Genomic DNA, 26042 nt, shown 5'->3' on the forward strand with positions numbered 1-26042 from the left:
TGTCTGCCTGTATCAAATTCATTTGGCGGCCTTGTAGCCGACCACGGTGTCTTCCATCAAGGTCTCGATCCGGTCGCCAATGCCTGTCAAGCCTTTAAGTTCAAGCTGGAGGTACCAGGAGTAGCGTAGCGCCCCATTTTGAGGGGTGACGCTGTCAGGGGTGTAGACCGCACGGCGGACGGCACGAAAGGCCCAGCAACAGCTCTCATATTCTACACCGAACAGCTTTTCCAGGGTTCGGTCGTCTGGCAGGGAGTGATAGCGCCTGCCGATCAGGCTCCAGCGTGGATTGAGGGGCCACAGGGCTGCGGCGTCGATTTCTTTGGTAACACTGCCGGGGGCGGTGACGCGGTTGCCTTGCTCGCGGTAGGCGATGTTAACGATCTCTCGGTTCGAGGCACGATGTTGCAGCTTTATGTAACGCTTGGTGATGGTGTCATAAGCGGTATTCCAGAGCAGGTCGCCACGCAGACTCAGGTTGCGGGTGAGTTTTGCCTCGGCTTCGAGGATGGCATCGGTGTTGGTCGTGGTATCGAGTACGTCACCGCCGAGGCTGACTTTGCGATCGCGCAAATAGTAAATCTGACCGACAGTGGTGCGAAAGCGCTCGAAGCCATCATCTTGTTGCAAAAACCGGGATGTCAGTGACAGGCTGACCTGCTCGGTGTCACCGACGCGATCACGGCCCGAGAAGCGGTTTTCCTGGAATAGCTGGGCACTGCTAAAACTAACTGTGCTCGAATCAAACACGGGTATCAGTGATTGATCTCGATAAGGTGTGTAAAGATAGAAAAGTTGTGGCTCGAAGGTCTGTAGTAATGAACTTCCAAAGAAGTTCATGTCCCGTTCGAAGAACAGCCCCGAATCCAAGCTAAGGGTGGAAATGTTACGGTACGGACTTCGATCCGGCAACGGGTTATTTTCTTTTTCCAGTTGATAATCCGTGTGGCGTAGTGTCAATTTTGGGATGAAAAAGCCGGCGGCGTTTTCCATCGGTAAACTGGCATAGGTAGCCAGGTCAAAGCGTTCACCGTTGAGATGATCTTGTTCGTGGAATCTTACCCATTCGCTATTGACCCCGTAGCGGAACCAGTCGACCGGGCTTGTGTCTGCCGTCAGTGCCACTTGCGGTAGCCGCCGATAGGGGCGTGCACTGTAAGGGATGGTGTCATCGACGGTTTGATAATCCTGGGCTTGTGCCATCAGGTTGGCTGCGACAAAACTGTGATTAACTTTGACATGGCGCTCCAGCTGGCTGGTGCTGGTGGTTGATAGTGAGCTACTGAAATCGTGGAAATAATCTTTATCGGAGACACGGCTATAGTTGATGTCGGAAGTCCAGTTCGGAGCAAAGGCGCCCGCGTGTTCAAAGTGGTTCAAGGTGCGTGTGGTACGCGTGGTTTGATCGTCAAGATATTCAGCACCAATCTTTCCCTTGCCATAATGCGTGAGATAACGGATTTCGTTAACCCATTGCAAACCGCGGGTGGTGTAATTATGGGGTGTGATGGTGGCATCCAATTGTGGATGGATATTTAGATAGATCGGGATTGCGATATCGGTACCGTTGGTGCGGGAGGTGCCAATACTGGGCGGCAAGACGCCAGTTTTGCGCTCGTCAGTAATAGGAAAGTTGATGTAAGGAAAATAGAAAAATGGCAGCCCCTGAAAGCTGAGATACATGTTCCAGGCGCTGCCCATGCCGGAACCCTGATCCAGCGTCACGGTGCTGGCGCGCAACACCCAATCTTCATCGCCCGGATCGCAGGTGGTGTAGCTGGCATGCTTCAAGACTGTCACTTCGGGATTCAGCATCAGAATCCTGTCGCTTTCGCCGCGGCCATGGTGGCTTAAGAGATAATATTGCGTTTCAGTAAACTCACCGCTGTCATTATCGAGATTGATGCGACCAGACTGACCGTCAACGCGCAGATCCGGTGTTTCAAAGCGCAGGTTGCCGGTAGCGTTGACCCGGTTTTCAGTTTGAAAATAGGTGACCTCGTCGGCCAGTAGCCGCTCATAAGGGCGTTCAACGACCACGTTGCCGCTGAGCACCAGGCTCTGGTCCTGTTTCCCCTGGCTGGAGTCAGCGGTGAGTTGTGTCGGGGCCTGAGCTTTCGGGATCGTCGAGGAGGGGAATTCCGCGGTTGGCCAGCGATGGCATAAGGCCCAGGATTCGATAGCCCAGCTGTTGTTGCTCGCCAGCAGGCCGATGCCGAGTACCATCTGGGGCAGGCGGCGCGGTATCAGGGTTGCGGGTTTCGGGCTCAATGGGTTATGCATGCTAGTAAACGTCAAGGCAGCCATGCTAATCATATTGTCTGGCGGAAGAAATCGCATAGAATGACCGCTGGCTACAGAACAAACTGCGCCAAGTATACCGTGTTCTCCCGTATTGCGGATGGGCCGGGATCGCTTTAGTAAGAGAATGTGAGGATCGGAACGTGGATCAACGGCTGGAAGAGTTGTGTTACTGGTTGAAGAGCGACCTTGGGATCAAGGAGTTTGGTATCGCGCCAGCGTCCAGCGATGCAAGTTTTCGCCGCTATTTTCGTGTCGATACCGGCACCGATACCTATATTGTCATGGATGCGCCGCCGGACAAGGAAGATTGCCGTCCCTTTGTGACCGTGGCGGCGGCGATGGGCGGCTTTGGCGTTAATGTCCCCAAGGTGTTGCAACAGGATTTGGGGCGGGGATTTTTGCTGCTCACGGATCTGGGGACACAGCAATATCTCGGGGCCTTGTCGGCAGACACTGCGCCACGTTTATACGGCGATGCCATTGCTTCCCTGGTTCGTTTACAGAGCCACGGACCGATCGATTCAACACTCTTGCCACCTTACGATCAGGCATTGCTGATGCGGGAGATGCAGTTGTTCCCGGACTGGTTCCTGGGTCGGCATTTAGGGGTGGTGTTAGGGCCAGCCGAGCGCGATGCGCTGGCCGAGAATTTCGATTGGTTGGCGCAACAAGCCCTGGCGCAGCCACGGGCATGGGTGCATCGTGACTATCATTCACGCAATTTGATGGTGACCACGGCAGACAATCCCGGTGTGCTGGATTTTCAGGATGCGGTGATCGGCGCCGTCACTTATGATCTGGTTTCGTTATTGCGCGATTGTTATGTGGCTTGGCCATTGGCGCAGGTGCGGGCCTGGGTGCGCGATTATCATCGCCTGGCGACGGAGCACGGTATTCTGGACGGTGTTGAGTTCGAACAACTGTTACGCTGGTTTGATGCGATGGGTGTGCAGCGTCATCTCAAAGCGATTGGTATTTTTGCCCGCCTGAATCATCGTGACGGCAAACCGGGTTATCTCAATGATATTCCGCGCACGTTGCGTTATGTGGTGGATGTCGTGGCGCACGAGCCGCAGTTAAAGGAATTGCGGCGGCTGATTGAAGAAAAGGTGCTGCCGAGGTTTGGTTAGAATTAAAAACCTAACGCGGACGAGTGCATGGATGCACGAGGTAGGGCAACGCCGGGAGCAATTGCCGAGACGCGGAGGCGCAGAGAACGCGGAGAAGAATAAAATTAACCGCGAAGGGAGTCATGTGGAAATTTCTCTCGCTGTTTGAACATCGCGATTTTTTATGCGCACCTTTACATCCTTTGCGGCTAACAAGGTTTTCTCTGCGCCTCCGCGTCTCTGCGTTGGATTTTAAAAAGGATTTATTTGCGATACCGCATCCGGGTGCCATGCAGCAGCGATAGCTCGATCTCTGCGGCATCCAGTTCCGGTGGAAAGAAAGTGCCGGAAATCTTGGCGGCATTGATGCTTGAGCCTTCAAGATTGGCATTGGTGAAATCGATGCCGCGGAGGTCGGATTGCCGAAAGTAGCAGTCGCGCAGATCCAGTCCTTCGGCATCCAGGCCGCGCAGGTCCACACCGCGAAAATCACAGTTCTTCAGATCGATTTTTTTATTCGCTGCTTTTTGCCTGTTAAAATCATCGATCTTGCCGTCGCGTAACAATCGATAATAGGGGTCGTCATTCTTTAATTTTGGGGCATCAGCCATATATCACCTCCAGCCACAGGTTATCGAAACAGTTTTGAATCACGGCGCGTATCCTGCAAATCACTGCGTTGATGGTCGTCCGATGGCGCCTCAACGATCTCAAATTGATATTGCGAGAAGGCGCTGGTGGATTCCAGTTGCCGTATCAGTCGAATGTGTAACAGCTTATGGTTCATGGTCAGGAGTAATACCGAGCCAATATCGTAGACGGCAGAGGGGACAATGAGGGTGGTGGGGTGTTGACCGGGATCAAGGCCCGGCACAATCAACGAGCGATAATATTCGCCGCCGCGACCGATGCCCATCACGGCCTTTGTCGCCACGGACAGTGCGTCTTTGGCGATAATGCGGACACCTAATTCAATGCCCGGCGTTTCCTGAATTTTCATCCAACGCACGACACCGATAGCCCATTCCTTGGAGTTATCGTCAGTCTTGGCACCAATCAATTCACCGACACGTGCCGGAAAATTACTGGAGGAGGGACAAAACAGGCCGAATCCGCCCTGATTGACGTTGCGCAGTTCGCAGCCATGAACGTCAAATTCCTCCTGGTTGAGATTGGTAAAGTCTTGAACTGTCTGTTCCGAAGTGGCGTAGACCTTGATCCACATGTCTTTGGTATCAGTTTGATCAGTGGTATTGAATTTGGAGGTGCGGGGCTGATTGATTCCTGTTTTTAAGCGCAGCGACTGATCATCCGTTTCCCACGGTTTGTGTGTCTCTGGTGTGAGTTCCAATGATGATTTGGCGCTCGGGGCATCGGCTTGCCGGCCGCGCAACCGAAGCTCAAGCTGCTCCGGGAAGAAGGGTTCTTTGTCGCTGATGAAATGATGGGCGGCGGTGAGGCCACACAGTAACTGCGCAGGCGCCTGTTTTGGTTTGCGGTGACTCATCCGTTCCCGCCGCACGCCCCAGGATTCGATCCAGCGAAAATACATGTCGCGTTCCATGCGTTGAGCGAGGCTGCTTTGGCGAGTTGTATTTTTAGCTTCGATAGTGAGGCGGCGAATTTCGTTTTCCAGTGACCCAATCAGCGATTTGATTTCCAGCAGCCGTCCCTCTTTGGGGCGGATTTTGGTGTTGGTTTTGGGGGCGTACATCGGTGGTGCATCCATTTCCAAATCAATGAACAATCGGCCCTCAGGCAAAGCAGCCCCGCCCAGAGCAATGATCTCGCAGTGATGGCACCAGTCTTTAAGCAGTTGGAACAATTTTATCGCTTCGCCCTGCATTAAATGATAGGGGTTGGCCAGGCTTAACAAAATGATGCGCTTATATGAATTGGCGATAGTCGCCGGATTGGGTTCTTTGGCCGATGCGACTGAGTTAAGCGTGATTTGGTGGAGCTGATTTTGTTCGGCGTGAAGATAGAGTTGATTCACTTCCTGCCAGATGTGTTTGGGTTCGGGGGTATACAGGGCGTAGCCGTCGACGATTAAGCGCGAGAGAAAACTCAGAGCGTAATAAATCGCTTGTGAGAGATAAGCCGATCCGCCGCCGGTGGCGATTTGATCTTCGTGCAGCTCGTTGACCACGATCTTGTAGCCATAACTCATTTCCAGCCAAAGGTTGCGAATGAGTTGCGCTACCTGTGCGCGTTTGTCTGTTAACGGCAGCGGTGCGTTGATGTAACTGGTGTGCAAGGAACTGGTAATGTCTTCCAGCAGCGGCAGGATCATGTCCATGATCTGGACGCGCACTTGGACGTTCAGCGGGGCGCGATTGAGTTTGTGCAACAGTTGCACGATGCGCTGGCAGCATTCGCCCGTATTGGCGAGGGGGAGTCCCTTGATGAAGCCACGGATTTGTTCAATGTTGGGGTCGAACGATACCGCCGGGTTGCTGTTACGCTGCGGCGTGCTTAGTTTAAGTGATTTCATGGCGGGTGAAGTTTGCTCCTTAAACGCCAGCTAACTTGTCAGGTTACAGTACTCGATATAGGTATATCGGAACAACTTCGGATTTCATAACTCATTGCTTGATATTGGAATCCGCCCCAATTTGTGGTTTAACCGTCCGTGACCGGTCTGGCGGTCTTGGGGTGGCGTTCCCGTCCCAACAGCGTATAAGCGGTGGGGATGACAAACAGCGTCAGCAGGGTGCCCAGCAGCAGGCCGCCCACAATCACCCAGCCGATAGGACGGCGGCTCTCGGCACCGGCACCCACGGCCAAGGCCAGGGGGACCGCGCCCAGCACCATCGCCCCGGTGGTCATCAGGATCGGCCGCAGGCGCAGGGTGGCGGCTTCGATCACGGCCTCTTTGAGAGCTACTCCCTGGTCGCGCAGGGTATTAGCGAAATCCACCATCAGTATGCCGTGTTTGGTGATCAGACCGACCAGCATCACCAGGCCGATCTGGCTATAGACGTTAAGGGTGCCATGCGTCAGCAATAGCGCCAGCAGCGCCCCGGTCATCGCCAGCGGGACGGTGAGCATGATTACTAACGGACTAACAAAGCTCTCGAACTGAGCTGCCAGCACCAGGTAGATAAAGGCCAGGGCCAATAGGAAGGTGACATACATGGTGGCGCCCGATTCCTTGAATTCCCGCGACTGGCCGGCATAATCGGTCTGCACGCCTTCGCTAACCGTCTCTTTGGCCGTTTGTTCCATGAAGGCCAGCGCCTGACCCAGCGAGTAACCGGGGGCGACGTTAGCAGAAATAATCGCGGCGCGTAGGCGGTTGTAATGGTTAAGTTCCTTAGGGGCCACGGTTTCGCGTACGCCGACCAGGTTATCCAGTTGCACCAGCTTGCCTTCCTTGTTGCGGACAAAGATGGCACGCAGGTCGCCGGGGCGCGTGCGGTCGCTGTCGGCCAGTTGCACAATCACGTCGTATTGCTCGCCTTCCTGCTTAAAGCGCGTTACTTGGCGCCCGCCCAACATCGTCTCCAAGGTGCGGCCGACCTGGTCGACGTCGACGCCCACATCGGCCACCTTGTCGCGGTTGAGCTTCACCTCCAGTTGCGGTTTGTTGAGCTTGAGGTCGGAATCTGGATTGATTAATCCAGGATAGCCGCGCAATTTGCCCATCAACTTGTCGACCACCTTTTCCAGTTCGGGATAGGAGTTGGCCTGGACCACGAATTGTACCGGCGGGTCGCGGAACCCCTGTCCCAGCGACGGTGGTTGCACAAGAAAGGCCATCACGCCCGGCAGTCCCATCATCTGCGGCATTAAACCGCCGATGATCTCCGGTACGCCGCGCTGCCGTTCTTCCCATGGCTTCATGCTGACAAAGGAAAGGGCGAAATTCACCGGATTGGGGCGTTGTAAGCCGGGCGCCACCACCATGAAGAAGTTGTTGATCTCAGGTACTTGGCGGTACATATTCTCAATCTCGCGCGCATAGCCATCGGTGTAGCTGAGGGTGGAGCCCTCGGGGGCGATCATAATGCCGACGAACAAACCGCGATCTTCCACTGGCGCCAGTTCGGAATTGAGTTGTTTGTAAATCCACACCATCGCACCTGCGGTCACCACAAACACCAATACCACCAACCACCGTGCATTCAGTGTGCGGCTCAACGCTGTGCGATAGCCGTTGCGCACAGCATCAAAACCACGCTCCATCACGTTGTAGAGCGTACCGTGCTGAGTTTGTTGGCGCAGAATTTTCGACGCCATCATCGGCGTCAGCGTCAAGGCCACGAAACCAGACACCAATACTGCCGCCGTCACCGTCAACGCGAACTCGGTAAACAGGCGGCCGGTGTTGCCAGTCATGAAGGCCAGTGGCGTAAACACAGCGGCCAAGGTCAAGGTCATGGCGATCACGGCGAAACCAATTTCCTTACTGCCGGCAAAGGCGGCCTGCAATGGCGATTTGCCTAGCTCGATATGGCGATGCACATTTTCCAGCATCACGATGGCATCGTCCACCACCAGACCAATCGCCAGCACCAGGCCCAATACCGTTAGTACGTTGATGCTAAAGCCCAAGGCGTAAAGAAAAATGAAGGCGCCGATCAGTGAGACTGGGATGGTGACAAACGGAATGAACGTCGCGCGGCCTGAGCGCAGGAACAGAAAGATCACGAGCACCACTAATACGAGTGCTTCGGCCATGGTCTCGTAGACGGCCTTGATCGAGCGTTCGATGAATATTGACTGATCGAAACCGATCTGGAGTTTCATCCCTGCGGGTAGTCCGGCCTGAATGCGTGGCAGTTCCTTCTTCACCGCCTGTGCCACCTCCAGCGTGTTGGCAGTGGATTGTTTTACCACTCCCAACCCGACCGCCGGGTTGCCTTTCACACGCACAGAGTTACGTTCATCCTCAGCGCCGATCTCGGCCCGGCCCACGTCTTTGAGACGGACCGGATAGCCATTGACCTCGCGCACAATCAGATTTTCAAACTCTGCTGGTGTGCGCATGTCGGTGACGGTGAGTACGGTGAATTCGCGTTGTTTGCTCTCGATGCGCCCCGACGGCACTTGTAAATTCTGGGCCCGCAACGCGCTTTCGACATCCTGTGGCGTCAGGCCGTAGCCGGCGAGCCGGTCACGATCCAGCCAGATGCGCATGGCATAGCGCCGTTCGCCGCCGATGATGACACTTGCAACGCCGGGTAACGTTTGCAGCCGGTCTTTGACGAAACGCGAAGCGTAATCCGTGATCTGCAGTGCTGAGTGTTTATCGCTGGAGAAGGCGATCCAGATCACCGGTTGAGCATCGGCCTCGATTTTGGCCACTACCGACTCATCGGCATCGGCGGGTAACAAACCTCGCGCCCGCGCCACACGGTCGCGCACGTCATTGGCGCCGGCATCGGGATCGCGCGTGCGTATGAATTCAATGGTGATTTGGCTGACCTCTTCGCGACTGACCGACTTTAACGTCTTGATGCCTTCGATACCGGCGAGCGAATCTTCCAGCGGCTTGGTGATCTGACTCTCGATGACTTCGGCGCTGGCGCCGGTGTAAACCGTGCGTACCGAAACCACGGGCGAATCAATGTTCGGATATTCGCGCACCGACAGGCGTTGATACGAGATGATGCCGATGAGTACGATCATCAGGCTCATCACCGTAGCCAACACCGGTCGGCGGATGGAGAGATCAGATAACACCATAGTCTATTTCTTCCCCGCCGGTTTTATTGGCCCTTGCACCATCACCGGCATGCCGTCGCCAAACAGCTTCATGCCGTCGGTGACCACGATGTCGCCAGCCTTGACGCCATCCACCACCTCAACCTCGCCGTTGCGCCGTTGCCCTAGTTGCACCGGCGTCCGCATGGCCTTGCCGTCCACCACCTTGAACACGAACATATCTTGTCCCTTGGGGACGATGGCTTGCTCCGGCACTACCAAGGCATCGGCGCGCTCGCCCAGCGGTAGCGCAACGCGGGCGAACATGCCCGGGCGCAGCTCACCTTTAGTGTTGGATAAGCGGGCGCGTACGTTGATGCTGCGTGTCGCCGCCTCCACCGCCGTATCCAACGCATAGATACGGCCGGAATAGGTCTTGCCGACACGAGCATCTACGGTCAGGGTAATATCCTGGCCAGGCCGGAGCTTGGCGATGTGAACCTCAGGGACTTGGAACTCGACTTGGATCGGATTGATCTTTTCCAGGGTGGCGATGGCCTGGTTCTTGTCCACCAAAGCCCCCGGGCTTACCTGGCGCAACCCCATCATGCCGTCAAACGGCGCCGTGATCACCGTCTTGTCGAAACGAACTTTATCGAGCGTCTCTTTTGCCTTGGCCTGATCCAGGCGCGCTTGCGCCTGATCCAAATCCTGGCGGCTCGACAGCCCTTTGCCAAACAGCTCGGTCAGACGATCGAACGTCAGCTGTGCGATACGCACTTCTGAGCTGCTGGACGCCAGTTGCGCCTGAGTTTCAGCGGGATCCAGGCTCACCAATTTGGCGCCTTTCTTTACGGTCTGGCCTTCGGTGAAGTGGATCTGGAGGATGCGCCCCTCGATTTCCGATTTCATCACCACAGTTTCGTCAGCCCGCAATGAGCCCACGGCAGTGACAGATTTCGTCAGCGAAACAGTTCTGACGGCCTGGGCCCGTACCGGCGTTGGCGGGGGTTTGTCACCTTGCGGCCACGGCGGAGCCGCGAAGGATATGCCGGTCACAAAAACCAAAATTAACGCTGAATAGTGGATACGCATGTCTGGATTAACCCTGATTTCTATATATGATGAATATCGGTGGCGGCCGTTTGTGGTTCCCCATTTATAGGATAATGCCATGTCATCGCAATGATTACCCCACCCGAATTTATGGGCGCAACGCCAATTATCTTACAGGACTGTACACTTTAACCAAGTTCGCCTATCAGCATCATTTTGTACCAGAAAAAATTTCACGAGCGGGGTTATGGGGGTTGCGTTCAGCTGGCGTTCAGCCGACCCACCCAAAATGGGAATAGGCGTATAAAATATATAAGTATTCCTGAGTGTGGCAGAGGGGTTTTGCAATGCGATCAACATTCAAAGTGGGATTCATTTTCGGGATGGCCGGTCTGGTCATGGGGTGCAGTGATTCCTCAAACGAGTCTAAGCAAACAACAACCCAAGTCACGGTGCCTGTTACAGCTACAGTGGCGACCGCTAAAGTAAGTTACGCCAGCGACATCCTGCCGATCTTGCAGCAAAATTGTTTTGAGTGTCATCAGACCGGTGGCAAGGGTGAAAAAGCCAGTGCTCTGAATATGGAAACCTATGCAGGTTTAATGAAGGGGACCAAATACGGGCCCGTCATTAACCCTGGCAAGAGCCTCACCAGCACACTGGTGTTGCTGGTAGAAGGGCGAGCAAATCAAGTGATAAAAATGCCTCATGATGGTCGTCCATCGCTCAGCGATCAACAAATTCAAGCGATCAAAGCCTGGATCGATCAGGGTGCGCAAAATAACTAGGTAAAATTTTTGGTAAGCAGGCGCTCAGGCCGCGCAGCGTATGCTAGGCCGAAGTCTGAATTTTCTGGCATTGCAGTACTGAGGAGAGAGACATGGCAGATCACAAAGATGACCATGACCAACGAATTCAAGACCCGCAACGGCGTGAGTTTTTGCTCACAGCAACAACAGCCATTGTCGGCGCAGTGGGTGTCTGCGGCGCAGCCTGGCCGTTGATTGCCAGCATGAATCCGAGTCGCGATGTGCAGGCCAAGGCAACGTCATTGGTCGATATCAGTTCGATTCCAAAAGGCAAGACCCATACCGTTGAGTGGCAGGGTAAACCCGTGTTTGTATCGCATCGCACGGAGGAAGAGATCCGAGCCATGCAGCAAAATCAGGGCGGTAAAGATCCGCAGGAAGATGGTAAGCGCGTGCAGCGTAGCGAATGGCTGGTAGTGGTGGGCATCTGTACTCATCTTGGATGCGTGCCAAATCGAACTGATAGCGGCTGGACCTGCCCTTGTCACGGCAGCGTGTACGACAATAGCGGCCGTATCCTGCATGGGCCGGCGCCGCGAAATCTTGAAGTGCCGCAATACACATTCCTGGGTGATGACAAGATCATCATCGGCAAGGCCTAGGAGATTCAATCATGTTTAAAAATGCCATCAAATGGATCGACGAGCGGTTTCCGCTTACACAATTCATCAAGCATGAGCTGACCGATTATCCCACGCCACGCAACCTCAATTACTGGTGGAATTTCGGTTTTCTAGCGGGATTTGTGTTAATGGTGCAATTGGTCAGTGGTATTTTTCTGGCGATGCATTACAAGCCGGATGTCGCTCAGGCGTTTGATTCGATTCAGCACATCATGCGCGACGTCAATTACGGCTGGTTATTGCGCTACATGCATTCCACCGGCGCATCAGCGTTTTTCATCGTGATTTATATCCATATCGCACGCACCTTGTATTATGGCTCCTATCGCCGGCCACGCGAATTTTTATGGTGGACGGGTTTGGTGTTGCTGTTGTTGCTGATGGCGACAGCGTTCATGGGTTATCTCCTGCCTTGGGGTCAGATGTCTTACTGGGGGGCGCAGGTCATCACCAGCCTGTTTGGAACGCCGCCGGTAATTGGTGATGATATCGTCACCTGGTTGCGCGGTGATTTCGTGGTGGGCGATGCGACGCTAACCCGCTTTTTCGCACTGCATTATCTGTTTCCATTCATTATCTGTGCGGCGGTGGTGATTCATATTGTCTCGCTGCATTTTGTAAAGAGCAGCAATCCATCTGGAATCACCCTGCATGACAAAGACAATATCCCCTTCCATCCGTATTACACGATGAAGGATTTCTTTGGCTTGGGCGTGTTCCTGATTGTGTTCTGTTCCTTCGTGTTTTTCGCGCCGGAATTCTTTGTCGAGCCCGACAATAATATTGCCGCCGACCCGATGCAGACTCCGGCGCATATCGTGCCGGAATGGTATTTCCTGCCGTTTTACGCCATTCTGCGTTCGATTCCAGACGCGCTCGGCGGCGTCATTGCCATGGCGTTATCGATCCTGATCTTTGCCGCCTTGCCGTGGCTGGATCGTTCCCGTGTGCCGGGCGGCGCGCTGTTCCGTCCTGGCTACCGGATCATGATCTATGTCTTGTTCGTCAACGTCATCGTACTGGGATATGTGGGTGCCCAAGCGCCGGAAGGTTGGGTGGTTTACGTCGGCCAGATTTCAACCTTTATTTACTTTGGCATCTTCCTGTTATTGCCATTTATTTCCAAGCGTGAAGAGCGTCGTTCACGAGAGCAAGGCTTGCCGCTCGAGGCGCAACGTTTGATAGATGAAGAAAAAATCGAGTTGGCACGTGACGAGCATCACAATCGTCGCAAAGAAGACCAGGAGCTGTTAAGACAGATACATGCGCGTCTGGGTGAGGAGGAGCAGCGATGAGACGTTGGATTGCAACGATGGGGTTGGCGGCGAGTCTGCTGTCGCCCGGCGTCTATGCCTCAACCCATGTCGAACTTAAAGACGTGGAAATTCCCAAGACGCAAGAAGCACGGCAGCGCGGGGCAGCGACAGTCACCGGGGTTTGCTTGATGTGCCATAGCCTGAAATATGTGAAATATCAGGATCTGCTGGCCCTGGGGCTGACGCAGGCGCAAGTGGACGGAATGCGCGGCGAATACCCGATGGAGGCAACCCTCCAAAGCATGACGCCGATCGAGATCCGTAAAGAATCCTATGGCAAAGTACCGCCGGATTTATCGTTGATGGCGGTCGCGCGTAAAAATGGTCCTCAATATATTTATAGTTTGTGGACGGGTTATTACACCGACAAGGACGGCAATACCGACAACCACGTCTTTCCAGGTATAAAAATGCCGGACATGTTGGGTTACAGTATGGCGACCGATGATGCGCAAAGAAAGCAGATCGAAGAAACCGTGCGGGATACCGTAGCGTTTCTGGAGTGGGCGGCCGATCCCGCTGCCGAAACTCGTCGTAGCATCGGTGTCTATGTCATCGGTTACTTGGTGTTATTAACTATCCTGTTGTATCTGGTGAAGCGTCGTACCTGGCGCCGGATACGCTAAATATCAAGCGCGGGAGGTGTGCGCACCTTCCCGCGCACTTCGATCGGTTTCCATCCCGAATTGTGCTGCGGGTGTAAACCTCGCTATCATGCAACCGATGAGTCCATCGGTGCCTAATAATCCACTTGACGTCCAGCTTGGACTAGCCATTGCCAGTCACCAGCAAGGTAGATTGCAGGAGGCATTGGCGGGGTATCAGCAAGTATTGCACGCTGATCCGGGTAATTTCACCGCATTGCACTGTGTTGGCATTTTGTACGGACAAGCGGGGCGCTTTGACGAGGCATTGGCCGCCTTCACTCAGGCCAGTGTTGTACAACCTCGGGATTTTGCCGTTCATTTCAATCGGGCTAAGGCGTTGCAGGAGCTTAAGCGATATGAGGAGGCGCTGGCTTGTTACGACAAAGTGCTGTTGCTCAATCCCGGTTACGCAGATGCCTATAACAACCGCGGCAATGTCTTGCGCGAACTGCGTCGTCTCGATGAAGCTTTGGCCAGTTATCGCAGGGCGATTGAGCTCAACACAAATTTTGCCGAGGCTTATCACAACCAAGGCAATGTCCTGCTGGACCTTCGGAGGCATGAAGAAGCTTTGGTGAGTTTCAATCAGGCCATTGCGCTGGCTCCGAATAATGCCCATGCCTATAACAGTCGAGGACTGGTCTTGTTGGAGGTATTGGAACGTCGGGATGATGCGGTTCACGATTTCAGGCGGGCAGTTTCAATCGATCCAGATTATGTTGAGGCTCACTACAATCTGGGCAATGCGCTGAAAGAAATGCGATGCTTTGAGGAGGCAAAGGCCGCTTTTGATAAAGCGATTGCACTGAATCCACGTTTTACTGATGCGTATTACAGCCGTGGTGTTCTGCTAAGTGAGCAGCAAAAGTTTGAGGAGGCGTTGTCCAGTTTTAATCAGGTGGTTTCCATTCAGCCCGATCATGCACGGGCTCATTACAACATCGGTATTCTCAATTTGCTGTTGGGAAAGTTTACCGAAGGTTGGCCGGAATATGAGTGGCGCTGGAAAACCGAGCCGTTAAAAAGTCATATCAGACAATTTAAGCAAGCGTTGTGGCTAGGTGAACAGTCGCTTGTGGGTAAAACCATCCTAGTGCATACGGAGCAAGGAATGGGCGATGTTATTCAGTTCAGCCGCTACCTTCCCATGCTTACGGCCATGGGTGCCAAAGTGGTGTTGGCGGCGCCGCCTGCGCTAGCGTCATTAATGCAAACACTTCCCGCTGAAGTTGAAGTGGTGACCCAATGGGATCAGCTGCCGGAATTTGATTTGCATTGTCCGATTTTGAGTTTGCCCCTAGCGTTAAAAACGACACTCGATACAATCCCGGCGCACGTGCCTTATCTTTCGGCCGATTCACAAAAAATAATCAAATGGGATGAACGACTCGGTGTGAAGCGCATGCCACGGGTGGGGTTGGTGTGGTCGGGGAGTGCAACTCACGCCAATGATCGAAATCGTAGTATTGCCTTGCGCGCGCTGGAACCGTTGTTGCGACTGAAAATTGAGTATCACTCGCTGCAAAAAGAAGTCCGGCCCGAGGATCAGTTGGTCATGGCTCAATTCCCGCAATTGCAATCACATGCCGACGAACTGCATGATTTTTCCGATACCGCGGCGCTGATTTCGGTGCTGGATTTGGTGATCGCTGTAGATACCTCGGTGGCCCATCTGGCAGGTGCTTTGGGTAAACCCGTCTGGATTTTGTTGCCACAGGTGCCTGATTTCCGCTGGTTGTTGGCAAGGAATAATAGTCTTTGGTATCCAACTGCACGTTTGTTCAGGCAGCAGAGTGCTGGGGATTGGGGAAGCGTAATTGAAACTGTGAAGCAGAATTTGGTCAACGACCTTGCTGTCAGTGATTGTGCAAAAAATTAATATTTTCTAATGAGTTAGAACTGTTGTGGCTTGGTCGGCCTATGCTCGAACAACAATTCAGTTTGTTGAAAAGTTGCCCTAAAGCATGCCGTTGTGGACGTCGATAACCTTAATATAAACTTGCCATAGAAAAAAATATGGGATATTCTTTCTATGGCAACTGCCGGAGGTTACGGGCATGCACAAGGGTAAAGCGGTTGACTCAGACGCCACTCACCAGCGGCAGCGGGTGTTGACCCAGGCCGTGGTGAAGGCGGCGGACATCATGGGGCTGCGCCAGGTAGTGTTGGCGAAAACGCTCGGCGTCAGTGAAGCCTCGGTTTCCCGCATGAAAACGGGAGGCTATCTGCTTAAAGAGCAGAGCAAAGAATGGGAGCTGGCCGCGCTCCTGGTGCGCCTCTTTCGCAGTCTCGACGCGATAGTCGCCGGCGATGAGCGCTCCTTGCGTTCCTGGCTGCTGGGTTACAACACTGCCCTGCGCGAGGTGCCGCTCAATCTCATCACCAGCGTTTCAGGACTGACCAAGACAGTGGATTATGTGGACGCCTACCGCGCTCGCGTCTGAGTTCTGTCGCAGGGCGCGGACGGTATGGCGTGTGGTGGAGGGTCAGCACATCGTCTCCACCCGCAAAGTGGTGGAAACCCAGGCAGAGCAAGCGCTGCTGGAAGAAATTCTGGAACAAACGAAACCATCCGTGCCGCGCGGGGCAGAGCGTTTTCATTACCTGCTGTACACCCCTTTTCGCTACAACGCACCATATCCAGTAGGATCGCGATTTCGTCGCGCCGGGTCGACCGAAGGCGTTTTTTACGCCTCCGAGCAGATCCGCACTGCGTTGGCTGAGCACTGCAATTATCGGCTGAAGTTTTTTCAGGAATCCCCGGATGCTGTTCTGCCACGTCACCAAGAACGGCTGACAGTATTCTCAATCGACTATCGATCAAATCGAGTGTTGGACCTGACCGCGCCGCCGTTCGTCAAAGAGAGGGCAATATGGACACATCCGTCCGATTATCAAGCGACACAGACCTTCGCAGATACCGCGCGCCAAGCCGGCGCTGAACTCATCCGCTATGAATCAGTGAGAGACATCAAGCAAGGAATCAATGTCGCCTTGCTCTCGCCAACGGCTTTTCATTCAAAGACGCCGAAAATCATGCAAACCTGGTTTCTCTACTTGTCGGAAGCCGAAGCCAATTGTGAGCGGGCCGAGGCCAATGGTTCTGATGAGCGGTGGACGTTTAAGCGTGAGCAGTTTGTCGTATAGAGTCGCTGTTGAATACGGATGGCTTACCGTATTTGATGAAGGTTGACGTGTGTATGGCAAATGGCATTGTCACCATACGCAACGGCGGTTGTGTATGACAGATCGCTGAATTGGCATACATAAAGTAATTGGGGGTAGAAAAGTAGTTTCGAAACTACTTTTCATGCATGAGGAGGCCCTAAAGGGGCGCCATTATGGAATTCGGATTTAATAAGCCCGGCAAAATTTTTGTGGTGCGAGAGGGGAGGCTGAGAAAACAGGTCTTCAAAGTGCCTACACGGGAAATTTTGAAAATTCGGAAACGCGAAAAGATGCTATAACTGATTGATATCATTGGTGGGCCTGCTCCGACTTGAACGGAGGACCAATGGATTATGAGTCCACTGCTCTAACCAACTGAGCTACAGGCCCGAAAGAAATGAGAGTCGCTGCGTAGTATAACTTTCTTGATTCAGCTAGGCCATAACAAAACGCCCCGCAGTGCGGGGCGTTTTGTGTACGGGTAATGCCGGGTTTAATCGCTCAGGAAGCTGCGCAGCTGATCCGAGCGGCTGGGGTGGCGCAGTTTGCGCAGGGCCTTGGCTTCGATCTGACGGATACGCTCGCGGGTGACGTCGAATTGTTTGCCGACTTCTTCCAGCGTGTGATCCGTGTTCATGCCGATGCCGAAACGCATGCGCAATACCTTGGCTTCGCGTGCGGTGAGGCTTTCAAGAACTTCCTCGGTAGCTTCGCGCAGGCCCTCGATGGTGGCGGCCTCGGGCGGAGAAAGCACGGTGGAGTCTTCGATAAAGTCGCCCAGGTGCGAATCTTCGTCGTCGCCGATCGGTGTTTCCATCGAAATCGGTTCTTTGGCGATTTTGAGCACCTTGCGGATCTTGTCCTCGGGCATTTCCATGCGCACGGCCAATTCTTCCGGCGTCGCTTCGCGGCCCATCTCCTGCAACATCTGGCGTGAGATGCGATTGAGCTTGTTGATGGTTTCGATCATGTGCACCGGAATACGAATGGTGCGTGCCTGGTCGGCAATCGAACGCGTGATCGCCTGGCGTATCCACCAGGTGGCATAGGTTGAAAACTTGTAACCACGGCGGTATTCGAATTTATCGACGGCCTTCATCAAGCCGATGTTGCCTTCCTGAATCAGATCCAGGAATTGCAGGCCACGATTGGTGTATTTCTTGGCGATGGAAATGACCAGGCGCAGATTGGCCTCAACCATTTCTTTCTTCGCGCGGCGGGCCTTGGCTTCGCCGATGGAGATTTTACGGTTGATTTCCTTGATCTCGGAAATCGCAATCCCGCACCGATCTTGAATTTTGATCAGTTCTTCCTGTGCGCGGCGAATTTCGTCCTTGTGTTCCTTCAATACCTTGGCGTGCGTGCCGCGCGACTTGAGCTCTTCTTCCAGCCATTCGAGATTGGTCTCGTTGTCGGGGAATGAGGTAATGAACTCTTTGCGTGGCATGTGCGCTTCGTTGACGCAGATGTCCATGATCACGCGCTCGTGATCGCGGATATGGTCAATGGTCTGGCGTAATCGGGTGACCAGTAGATCGTTAAACTGCGGCGCCAGCTTGAATTCCAGGAAGGCCTCAGACATTTTCTGGCGCAGTTCCTGGATTTTGTTCGCGTTGCGGCCTGATTTTGCGGCGGCAGCAGTATATTTGTTGAACGCTTCACGTAGGGCTTCCATGCGCAGACGTGTTTGCTCGGGATCCGGGCCGGTATCGACTGCTTCTTCACTGTCGTCGCCATCAGCAACGACTGTATCGTCTTCCTCTTCTTCGTCGGCAGCGGGTACGACGGCGGCTTTTTCGGCAAACAGATAACTGTCGTCGTCTTCGGCCAGCGCGAAGCCGCGCACGATTTCGGCCAGACGCATTTCGCCGGCGCATACCTTGTCGTAGGAGGTGAGTAGCAGCGTGACGCTGTCCGCATGGCTCGACAGCGCCTGGTAGACTTGATTGAGGCCGTCTTCAATGCGTTTGGCGATTTTGATTTCGCCTTCGCGTGTCAGCAATTCCACCGTGCCCATCTCGCGCATATACATGCGTACGGGATCGGTGGTGCGGCCGAATTCGCTGTCGACGGTGGCCAGTGTGGCGGCGGCAGCTTCCGCGACATCGTCATCGGCAACTGTGGCGTCGGAAAGAATCAATGAGTCAGCATCCGGCGCCGTTTCGTGCACGGGGATGCCCATGTCATTGATCATGGCGATAATATCTTCGATCTGTTCGGGATCGACGATATCCTCGGGCAAGTGGTCATTGACTTCGTGGAAGGTCAGGAAGCCTTGTTCCTTGCCTTTGGCGATCAATAATTTAATCTGTGATTCTTGTTGTTCGCGGCTCATACGTCCAATTGCTGCCTTCTCAAAAAATTAAGCTGTCTAATTGACCATGGAAACGGCCGGAAAAAATAGCCGCTCATTCTAAACCAAAACAACCCCTTCGGGTAGGCACAAATCCCGCTGAGGGTTAATGAATCTGGGTTATCCCTCGGGTTAGTGCGTCTTTCTCGGCCAGAATCTCGGCCAGGCGGCGTTTGCCGTCACTGCTTAGGCCTTCGGTTTGTCCATGGCGTAATAATTGCTCCAGTTCATGTTCCAGCCGCAGCTTGTCAAGGATCCGCAGGCTGCCTAAGAACTCGCTCGCCATGCCCGTTTCCGGGGTGGTGATTGGGCTGCGGGCCAGGCGTGCCAGATGCTTAGCCTCGGGCCGTTCGCGCCACTGCTCCAGGATCGCGCCACAGCTGAGCTGGGGTTGCCTCTGTATCAATTCCAATACTTCGACCAGCAGATCGACGCCAGGTTCCTGCAATCCGCGATAACGGCCCGGATCGCCCGCCTCCAGGGCCAGGGAGGGCTGGTTCAGCAGCAAGGTCAGCGCCTGCCGCACTGCCGATACGCGGGGTGGTTCGCGGTGTGATGGGCGGGGCTTGGCCCTCGCCGCAGAGGTTGAATGGGGCTTGGTGGGGTCTTCGAGCAGACGCACGAGTTCATCACGGCCCATATGAACCCGTTCGGCGAGCGCGGCAATTAACATCAGGCGATACACAGCATTGGTCACCTTGTTCAATTTGGGTCGTGCCAATTCCACCAGGCGGGCACGACCATCCACGGCTGACATATCGACCTCGCTGGCCAGCGACTGAAATAGAAATTCCGAGAGTGAGACGGCATTGGCAATGCGCGTCTGAAACGCGGTCGCGCCTTCGCGGCGAACCAGACTGTCCGGGTCATCCTGTTCTGGCAGAAACATGAAGCGCGCCTGACGGCCCTCGCTGATCTCGGGTAAAACAATGTCCAGCGACTTCCAAGCCGCAGCGCGACCGGCGCGGTCGCCATCGAAGCAAAACACGACGTCACCCGTGGTGCGGAACAATATCTGCACGTGATCCGGTGTCAGCGCGGTGCCAAGGGTGGCGACCACATTGCGGATACCGTGCTGCGCCAGCGCCACGACATCCATGTAGCCCTCGACGACGAGCAGTAGATCAATGTGGCGCAGCGCCTGTCGCGCCTCGTACAGGCCATACAGCTCCCGGCCTTTATGGAACAACGGCGATTCGGGCGAGTTCAGATATTTCGGTGTCTCATCGCTCGATAACACGCGCCCGCCAAAACCGATTACCTGCCCGCGCCGATTGCGAATCGGAAACATGATCCGGTCGCGAAAGCGATCGTAATAACGGTCGTTTTCCTTGGGCACCAGCATGCCGGTGGTGAGCAACTGTTGGCGTTGGGTGGGGGTGCGGCCCAGCGCGTTGAGCAGATTATCCCAGCCTGGCGGCGCATAGCCGATGCCGAATTCGGCGGCGATATCGCCGGTCAGTCCACGTTGTTTCAGGTATTCAATCGCGGTGGCTGCGGCAGGATGTTCCTTCAACTGGCGGCGGAAGAACACATTCGCCTGTGCCAGAATCTCGTGCAAGCCTTCAGCTTGCGGGCGCTCGCTGGTCTCTTCCGTTTGTGGCAATTCAACACCGGCTTGCTTGGCCAGCTCCTTGACTGCCTCAACGAAATCGAGATGCTCATAGGCCATCAAAAAACCAATCGCCGTGCCGTGAGCCCCACAGCCAAAACAGTGATAGAACTGCTTGTTGGGGCTGACTGTGAACGACGGTGATTTTTCTTCGTGAAAGGGGCAGCGTGCCTGATAGTCGCGCCCTGCCTTGCGTAGCGGCACCCGGCGGTCGATGACCTCGACGATATCGACCCTGCTTAATAATTCATCGATAAATTGCTGTGGGATTTTGCCTGCCATGGCAGGCAGTGTAGTCGCTGACGCCGTTTACTTAAAGTGCGGCGAGCTTGTTTTTGATGAGCTGGCTGAGTTGGGACATATCGGCGCGGCCCTGGGCGCGGCCTTTGACGATTCCCATCACCTTGCCCATGTCTTGCGGCCCTTGGGCGCCGCTGCTGACAATGGCCTCAGCGATGATTTGCTCGATCTCGGCAGTGCTGAGTTGAGCCGGCATGTAGGTCTGCAGCACGGTGAGTTCCTGCTGTTCCTTGGCGACCAGATCGTCGCGGCCCGCAGCTTGAAACTGGGTGATCGACTCGCGGCGCTGCTTGATCATTTTGTCGATCGCAGCAATGACTTGCGCATCATCAAGCATGATGCGTTCATCGACTTCGCGTTGCTTGATGGCCGCCATAATCAGGCGGATCGTTCCCAGGCGTTGTTTATCCTGGGCGCGCATCGCCGCCTTCATATCTTCCTGAATGCGGGATTTGAGCGTGTCCGTCGCCATGGTTATGCAGTGAATGAGAAAGGGCCGAGTAAATCCCAGCCCTTTCAAAGAATCAATACAGACGGATGCGCTTGGACGTTTCGCGCGAAACCTTCTTGGCTTGGCGCTTTACCGCTGCCGCTGCTTTACGCTTGCGGATCTCGGTCGGCTTTTCATAGAACTCGCGGGCGCGCACTTCGGCCAGAGTGCCGGCTTTTTCGCAAGTGCGCTTGAAACGGCGCAGGGCGACTTCAAATGGTTCGTTTTCTCTAACGCGTACAAATGGCATACGTAATAAGTCCTTGGTAAAACCCGTGGGTGAAAGAAAGGGGGGTATTCTAGAGGGAACAGTGCCAAAATGCAAAGGGTAGCCGCCCCGAGGCGCAGAGCAGGGGCCCCCGATGGAAGATTCCACACGCGTAGGGGCACGGCGCGCCGTGCCCCTACCCTAAGGGCGGAGATTTTTAATGAATCAATCCCCGCACACTGGACAATCTGGATCCCGTTTCAGGCTCAGGGTGCGGATCTCCATGGTCAGGGCATCGACCGTGATCACCCGCCCCGCCAACGACTTACCGGCCTGAAGAACCAACTTTAGCGCCTCGGCCGCCTGCAAACCGCCGATAATGCCAGTGAGCGGGGCGAAAATACCTACTTCCACACAGCGTGGCCCCGCCTCGTCCTCGTCTTTGTATAAACAGCGATAACAAGGGCCATGATCCGGGAAGAAGACGCTGACCTGGCCACGAAAGCCGATGGCCGAACCGCTGACCAGCGGTACCCCTGCCTTAACACACGCCTCATTCACGGCAAAACGAGTGGCAAAGTTGTCCGAGGCATCGATGACCACATCCGCGTTGGCGATGGCAGCAGAGAGACGTTCACCTTCGAACCGTTCATTGGTTGCCGTGACGAGGACATCAGGATTTAATGCGTGCAAAGTGTCACGCAGTGCAAAGGCTTTGGGATGATTCAAATCCTGCTCACGAAAGGCGATCTGGCGTTGCAGATTGCCCAGCTCTACAGTGTCCGGATCGAAAATGCTGAGTTGGCCAATGCCGCTGCTGACAAGATAAAGCGCAACAGGCGAGCCGAGTCCGCCTGCACCAATCAATAACACATGACTGTCGCGCAATCGCTGCTGGCCGGCGATATCGATCTCTGGCAATAAAATATGGCGGCTATAACGGCTGAGTTGCGCGTTGCTAAAACCGTTGTCAGTTTTGTTTTGGCGAGAAGGCATAGACCTTGTCGATCGGCGTACGGCCGTCATCAGCCCAGCCGCCGATGGAATAAATCATACCGCCACACACGGCAACGCCCATCGCCGCCACCGGTGCCGGCATGCCCATCACTTGTTGCCAGCGACCGGTGCTGACATCAAAGCAGGCAGTGCGATTATGAATGTCATCGCTGCTATAGCCACCAAAGACATAAAGTTTGTCGTCAAGATATGCGGCGCCTAATCCTGCCGCGGGCCACGGCAAGGTGTAAGTGTCATCCCTCCGCCATTGATTAAGTTTTGGATCATAACTTTCAACAACGGTGAAATTATCAAAATCACCGGAGCGGAAGGCAACGCCGCCCATGGCCAGAATCTTGCCGTTGATGGTTACAGCGGCTAATGCAAAACGTGGTGTCGGCAGCGGCGCAATGGCTTCCCATTTTCCGGTTGCCAAATCCAAACGCTCGCAGAAATCAAATCCCGGATCAGTCTTCGGCCCGCCTTGCGTGGCATTGGGGTGATGGCCGGCGAGGATATAAATCTTGTTGTCGAGTAACGCCACCGCCGGATAATCGTGTGGTTGCAACAAATCCGGGCCCTTTTCCCAGGTATCGCGCTCCGGGTAATAAATCTCGACCGTCGTCAGAAATTTAAAATTCCCGTTCTCCTGCTTAAAGCCGCCGCCCATGACATAGATTCGGTCGCCAACGGTCATTGCCATGGTGCCTGAGCGCAAGCTCGGCATCGGCGCGCAATCGGCCCACATGTCGGTCGCCGGCTTGTAGCGCACGACTGAATTCATGCTCTTGAATTGCGGCCCACCGCCGCCAAAGGCATAGACCTGATCCTTATATACCGCCACCGAGGGATGAGAGCGGGCGATGGTCAGGGGGCGTGGCCGCAGCCACTGGCCGCTAGAGATTGAGCTAGTTGAAGTCATAGGCGCATAAATTACTGTCGTTTTTTGATGAACCCAGCACTCTACTTAATTTAGCGGGGGAGTCAACTATAAGAAATGAGAATATCTATATAGAGTTTGGTTATTGAGTGTTTAATGAACTATTGTAAATGCAGCTTTGTTGTTCAGCTGGCGTTAAGCTGGAGTTGTGCGTTAGACAATAAGTGAGTTATTATCGCCCCTTAAAGATGTGAAGATGGCACAGGTTTATAAGGCTATCGCGCACTTAAGAAATGGCGACTAAAGACCGATAAATAGTATAAGTACTTGGGCTTGTGATGCAGGGATGTGTGGTTTGGGCTGAAGATAACCCGTTGAAATAATGTGGTTTTCTTGTGGCTACAACAATGCAGTCGATGCATGACAAAATCTGGGCGGCAGGTCGCCATAGTTAGGAAGGAAGGTGAGTAGGGTTATGGCTACGAACGAAGGTTTGTTGTCGCCTGTCATGCAAGGCCGCAAAAAACAATGGTTTTTTGCGTGGCGAGCTAGTACCCTACTCTTTTACTCAACTATTGGGTGGAATGTATGGGAGAGACAGCCATGGGGCCGATCAGCCAGTCTGCAATGAACCTGCGGGATAATGCGTTGGAAACCACGTCTAATCAAAATTTAACTTCACCGCTGCCCCCGCTGCAGGATCAGTTCGGTAGAACTTTCGACTATGTCCGGATTGCTGTAACCGAAAAGTGTAACCTGCGTTGCACCTATTGCATGCCTGAGGAAGGTGTTGATTTCAAAGGCAAGGAGCAGATCCTGTCGGGCGAAGAAATTCTTCGTATAATCAACGTGTTGGCTAGGATGGGGGTGAAGAAAGTACGTTATACTGGAGGTGAGCCGACGGTTCGCAAGGACATCGTTGAGCTGGTGGCAGGCGCTGTCGCGACCCCGGGTGTCAAATCGGTGCACATGACCACCAATGGCCTGTTATTTGATCGTTATGCCGATAAGCTGCTTGCTGCGGGGTTGACCGGCGTTAACATTAGTCTCGACACCCTTGATGCGGAAAAATTTGTCCGTATCACGCGCCGCGAAGGCGTAGAAAAAGTCATGGATGCCATAGACTTGGCGATCGCTACGGGATTCCCCCGTGTCAAGATCAATGTGGTGCTAATGCGCGGTTTCAACGAGGATGAATTGAGTCAATTCACCGAGTTGGCGCGAGATAAGAAACTGACCGTTCGTTTTATCGAGTTTATGCCTTTCGACGCTCATCAAATCTGGGAGTCGGGGGTGCATTTCGCCAGCGCCGAGAGCTTGGTCAATCAGATCGAAAGCATGTACCCCGGTATTCAGCCGGCACCGGGAACCCGTACCGAGCACCATATCTTCCAGGCCCCTGGCCACAAGGGTAAAATCGCCGTTATTCCTGCCTTTACCCGTAGCTTATGTGGTAATTGTTCGCGGATACGTGTGACCGCCGATGGTAAAATTCGCAATTGTCTATACTCCGATCAGGAGTACGACCTGCGGGAATTGATCCGTGCCAACGGCAGTGATGATGAACTCATCGCCGTGTTCCGCAAGGCCTTCTCCGAAAAGGCGAAGGATGGTTTCGAGGCGAAAAAGGCCTCCGTGGCTGCCCAGCAGGTGAACATCAAGGATATCGGTCGGGTCAGCATGACCCAGATCGGGGGTTAAAGATTAAGGTTCCTGGCGCCCATAGTCTGTGCATGCCGCGGGTGGCGCCTTTATGTTTTTTTAGGAAAGTGAGAGCTAATTGATGAGCGAATTTACCCATTTTAATGCCGCTGGCGATGCGCACATGGTTGATGTTGGCACCAAGTCTGAAACCGTGCGTGAAGCGACGGCTGAAGGCCGCATCTTCATGGAAGCCGAAACGTTGAAGAAAATCATGGAAGGCAGCCACAAGAAGGGTGACGTGCTGGGGATTGCCCGCGTTGCCGGAATCATGGGCGCCAAGCGCACACCGGATATTATTCCGCTTTGCCATCCGATCATGATCACAGCCGTTGATTTGCAGTTGACGGCTGAGCCGGAGCAAAACTCTGTCTATTGCGAAGCGACTGTCCGTTGCAAAGGGCAAACTGGCGTTGAAATGGAAGCATTAACTGCAGTTCAGGTCGCGCTGCTGACCATCTATGACATGTGTAAAGCGGTTGACCGCGGCATGGTGATGGAAGGTATTGGTCTGACCGCGAAATCAGGTGGCAAGTCTGGCACCTGGCGCCGCACGGCTAGCGCATAAGGCGAGGTGAGATCATGAATATTAAGGTTCGTTATTTCGCCAGTCTGCGTGACAAGATGGGGCGTGCCGAGGATAGTATCGCGCTGAGCGGTAAAACCGCGACGGTCGCCGAATTGTGGGGCAAGATTTCCGGCGGCCAGCCGTTGCCGGACAGTACGCTGATCGCGATCAATATGGAATATACCGACGCCAAGGCCACGATCAAGGAAGGCGACGAAGTGGCGTTTTTCCCGCCCGTGACTGGAGGTTAAAG

At 54.2% G+C, this 26042-nt stretch carries 22 protein-coding genes and 1 tRNA gene; 11 read left to right on the plus strand and 12 right to left on the minus strand.

Annotated elements, in window-relative coordinates:
* Positions 1-18: 18 nt before the first annotated feature.
* Positions 19-2283, minus strand: coding sequence for an LPS assembly protein LptD (lptD, locus tag HY272_13280; protein ID MBI3773656.1), 2265 nt, complete (start codon positions 2281-2283; stop codon positions 19-21).
* Positions 2284-2444: 161 nt separating this feature from the next.
* On the opposite strand from lptD, the gene HY272_13285 reads away from it, so the two are divergent.
* Positions 2445-3434, plus strand: coding sequence for a phosphotransferase (locus tag HY272_13285; GenBank protein ID MBI3773657.1), 990 nt, complete (start codon positions 2445-2447; stop codon positions 3432-3434).
* Positions 3435-3676: 242 nt separating this feature from the next.
* Here the strand turns inward: HY272_13285 and HY272_13290 are convergent, their stop codons facing one another.
* The 4 genes from HY272_13290 to HY272_13305 all read right to left on the minus strand — a co-directional run bounded on the left by HY272_13290 (position 3677) and on the right by HY272_13305 (position 10157).
* On the minus strand, positions 3677-4024 hold the full coding sequence (locus HY272_13290) for a pentapeptide repeat-containing protein (GenBank protein MBI3773658.1): 348 nt from the start codon (positions 4022-4024) through the stop codon (positions 3677-3679).
* A gap of 20 nt (positions 4025-4044) precedes the next feature.
* Positions 4045-5907, minus strand: coding sequence for a hypothetical protein (locus HY272_13295; GenBank protein MBI3773659.1), 1863 nt, complete (start codon positions 5905-5907; stop codon positions 4045-4047).
* 128 nt (positions 5908-6035) lie between these two features.
* The gene (locus HY272_13300; protein MBI3773660.1) at positions 6036-9104 is read right to left on the minus strand and encodes an efflux RND transporter permease subunit; all 3069 of its coding nucleotides are present in this window, start codon (positions 9102-9104) and stop codon (positions 6036-6038) included.
* Between the two features lie 3 nt (positions 9105-9107).
* A complete protein-coding gene (locus tag HY272_13305; protein ID MBI3773661.1) occupies positions 9108-10157 on the minus strand; it encodes an efflux RND transporter periplasmic adaptor subunit in 1050 nt (349 codons plus the stop codon).
* 359 nt (positions 10158-10516) lie between these two features.
* Between HY272_13305 and HY272_13310 the strand changes: the two genes are divergently transcribed.
* From HY272_13310 to HY272_13340, 7 genes are all read left to right on the plus strand, one after another.
* Positions 10517-10906 carry a c-type cytochrome gene (locus tag HY272_13310; protein MBI3773662.1) on the plus strand — a complete coding sequence of 130 codons (390 nt, stop codon included), beginning with the start codon at positions 10517-10519 and terminating at the stop codon, positions 10904-10906.
* 92 nt (positions 10907-10998) lie between these two features.
* Positions 10999-11529 (plus strand): ubiquinol-cytochrome c reductase iron-sulfur subunit, encoded by a 531-nt coding sequence (gene petA, locus HY272_13315; protein ID MBI3773663.1) that lies wholly within the window; start codon positions 10999-11001, stop codon positions 11527-11529.
* A gap of 11 nt (positions 11530-11540) precedes the next feature.
* Positions 11541-12845, plus strand: a complete 1305-nt coding sequence (locus HY272_13320; GenBank protein MBI3773664.1) for a cytochrome b N-terminal domain-containing protein — start codon at positions 11541-11543, stop codon at positions 12843-12845.
* Positions 12842-13492: a cytochrome C gene (locus HY272_13325; protein MBI3773665.1), complete on the plus strand. Its 651-nt coding sequence runs from the start codon at positions 12842-12844 to the stop codon at positions 13490-13492. The genes HY272_13320 and HY272_13325 overlap by 4 nt, the downstream gene beginning before the upstream one ends.
* Positions 13493-13601: 109 nt before the next feature.
* Positions 13602-15392 (plus strand): tetratricopeptide repeat protein, encoded by a 1791-nt coding sequence (locus tag HY272_13330; protein ID MBI3773666.1) that lies wholly within the window; start codon positions 13602-13604, stop codon positions 15390-15392.
* 178 nt (positions 15393-15570) lie between these two features.
* Positions 15571-15957 carry a DUF2384 domain-containing protein gene (locus HY272_13335; GenBank protein ID MBI3773667.1) on the plus strand — a complete coding sequence of 129 codons (387 nt, stop codon included), beginning with the start codon at positions 15571-15573 and terminating at the stop codon, positions 15955-15957.
* A gap of 31 nt (positions 15958-15988) precedes the next feature.
* Positions 15989-16660 (plus strand): RES family NAD+ phosphorylase, encoded by a 672-nt coding sequence (locus HY272_13340; protein MBI3773668.1) that lies wholly within the window; start codon positions 15989-15991, stop codon positions 16658-16660.
* Between the two features lie 334 nt (positions 16661-16994).
* On the opposite strand, the gene HY272_13345 is transcribed toward HY272_13340, so the two are convergent.
* The 7 genes from HY272_13345 to HY272_13375 all read right to left on the minus strand — a co-directional run bounded on the left by HY272_13345 (position 16995) and on the right by HY272_13375 (position 23562).
* Positions 16995-17071 (minus strand) — tRNA-Ile (locus HY272_13345).
* A 103-nt stretch (positions 17072-17174) separates the two neighbouring features.
* Entirely contained in the window at positions 17175-19016 is a 1842-nt protein-coding gene (gene rpoD, locus HY272_13350; protein ID MBI3773669.1) for an RNA polymerase sigma factor RpoD, read from the minus strand.
* Positions 19017-19140: 124 nt separating this feature from the next.
* Entirely contained in the window at positions 19141-20928 is a 1788-nt protein-coding gene (locus tag HY272_13355; GenBank protein MBI3773670.1) for a DNA primase, read from the minus strand.
* A gap of 31 nt (positions 20929-20959) precedes the next feature.
* Positions 20960-21418 (minus strand): GatB/YqeY domain-containing protein, encoded by a 459-nt coding sequence (locus HY272_13360; GenBank protein ID MBI3773671.1) that lies wholly within the window; start codon positions 21416-21418, stop codon positions 20960-20962.
* Between the two features lie 52 nt (positions 21419-21470).
* A complete protein-coding gene (gene rpsU, locus HY272_13365; protein ID MBI3773672.1) occupies positions 21471-21686 on the minus strand; it encodes a 30S ribosomal protein S21 in 216 nt (71 codons plus the stop codon).
* A 183-nt stretch (positions 21687-21869) separates the two neighbouring features.
* Complete coding sequence (locus HY272_13370) at positions 21870-22640, minus strand: HesA/MoeB/ThiF family protein (GenBank protein ID MBI3773673.1); 771 nt, start codon at positions 22638-22640, stop codon at positions 21870-21872.
* Positions 22615-23562 (minus strand): DUF1668 domain-containing protein, encoded by a 948-nt coding sequence (locus tag HY272_13375; protein ID MBI3773674.1) that lies wholly within the window; start codon positions 23560-23562, stop codon positions 22615-22617. The genes HY272_13370 and HY272_13375 overlap by 26 nt, the downstream gene beginning before the upstream one ends.
* 585 nt (positions 23563-24147) lie before the next feature.
* On the opposite strand from HY272_13375, the gene moaA reads away from it, so the two are divergent.
* From moaA to moaD, 3 genes are all read left to right on the plus strand, one after another.
* Complete coding sequence (gene moaA / locus HY272_13380) at positions 24148-25221, plus strand: GTP 3',8-cyclase MoaA (GenBank protein MBI3773675.1); 1074 nt, start codon at positions 24148-24150, stop codon at positions 25219-25221.
* A gap of 82 nt (positions 25222-25303) precedes the next feature.
* Positions 25304-25789, plus strand: a complete 486-nt coding sequence (gene moaC / locus HY272_13385) for a cyclic pyranopterin monophosphate synthase MoaC (GenBank protein ID MBI3773676.1) — start codon at positions 25304-25306, stop codon at positions 25787-25789.
* Between the two features lie 14 nt (positions 25790-25803).
* A complete protein-coding gene (gene moaD, locus HY272_13390) occupies positions 25804-26040 on the plus strand; it encodes a molybdopterin converting factor subunit 1 (GenBank protein MBI3773677.1) in 237 nt (78 codons plus the stop codon).
* Positions 26041-26042: the final 2 nt, after the last annotated feature.

The organism is Gammaproteobacteria bacterium, assembly GCA_016200485.1.
GTDB lineage: Bacteria > Pseudomonadota > Gammaproteobacteria > Tenderiales > Tenderiaceae > JACQEP01.

Excerpts from the sequence above, each read along its gene's own strand:
- HY272_13360 (MBI3773671.1), bottom strand. The coding sequence starts at position 21,418 with ATGGCGACGGACACGCTCAAATCCCGCATTCAGGAAGATATGAAGGCG.
- HY272_13325 (MBI3773665.1), top strand. The coding sequence starts at position 12,842 with ATGAGACGTTGGATTGCAACGATGGGGTTGGCGGCGAGTCTGCTGTCG.
- HY272_13305 (MBI3773661.1), bottom strand. The coding sequence starts at position 10,157 with ATGCGTATCCACTATTCAGCGTTAATTTTGGTTTTTGTGACCGGCATA.
- HY272_13335 (MBI3773667.1), top strand. The coding sequence starts at position 15,571 with ATGCACAAGGGTAAAGCGGTTGACTCAGACGCCACTCACCAGCGGCAG.
- rpoD (MBI3773669.1), bottom strand. The coding sequence starts at position 19,016 with ATGAGCCGCGAACAACAAGAATCACAGATTAAATTATTGATCGCCAAA.
- HY272_13320 (MBI3773664.1), top strand. The coding sequence starts at position 11,541 with ATGTTTAAAAATGCCATCAAATGGATCGACGAGCGGTTTCCGCTTACA.
- HY272_13370 (MBI3773673.1), bottom strand. The coding sequence starts at position 22,640 with ATGCCTTCTCGCCAAAACAAAACTGACAACGGTTTTAGCAACGCGCAA.
- lptD (MBI3773656.1), bottom strand. The coding sequence starts at position 2,283 with ATGCATAACCCATTGAGCCCGAAACCCGCAACCCTGATACCGCGCCGC.
- HY272_13300 (MBI3773660.1), bottom strand. The coding sequence starts at position 9,104 with ATGGTGTTATCTGATCTCTCCATCCGCCGACCGGTGTTGGCTACGGTG.
- petA (MBI3773663.1), top strand. The coding sequence starts at position 10,999 with ATGGCAGATCACAAAGATGACCATGACCAACGAATTCAAGACCCGCAA.
- moaA (MBI3773675.1), top strand. The coding sequence starts at position 24,148 with ATGAACCTGCGGGATAATGCGTTGGAAACCACGTCTAATCAAAATTTA.
- rpsU (MBI3773672.1), bottom strand. The coding sequence starts at position 21,686 with ATGCCATTTGTACGCGTTAGAGAAAACGAACCATTTGAAGTCGCCCTG.
- HY272_13290 (MBI3773658.1), bottom strand. The coding sequence starts at position 4,024 with ATGGCTGATGCCCCAAAATTAAAGAATGACGACCCCTATTATCGATTG.
- moaD (MBI3773677.1), top strand. The coding sequence starts at position 25,804 with ATGAATATTAAGGTTCGTTATTTCGCCAGTCTGCGTGACAAGATGGGG.
- HY272_13375 (MBI3773674.1), bottom strand. The coding sequence starts at position 23,562 with ATGACTTCAACTAGCTCAATCTCTAGCGGCCAGTGGCTGCGGCCACGC.
- HY272_13355 (MBI3773670.1), bottom strand. The coding sequence starts at position 20,928 with ATGGCAGGCAAAATCCCACAGCAATTTATCGATGAATTATTAAGCAGG.
- HY272_13295 (MBI3773659.1), bottom strand. The coding sequence starts at position 5,907 with ATGAAATCACTTAAACTAAGCACGCCGCAGCGTAACAGCAACCCGGCG.
- HY272_13310 (MBI3773662.1), top strand. The coding sequence starts at position 10,517 with ATGGGGTGCAGTGATTCCTCAAACGAGTCTAAGCAAACAACAACCCAA.
- moaC (MBI3773676.1), top strand. The coding sequence starts at position 25,304 with ATGAGCGAATTTACCCATTTTAATGCCGCTGGCGATGCGCACATGGTT.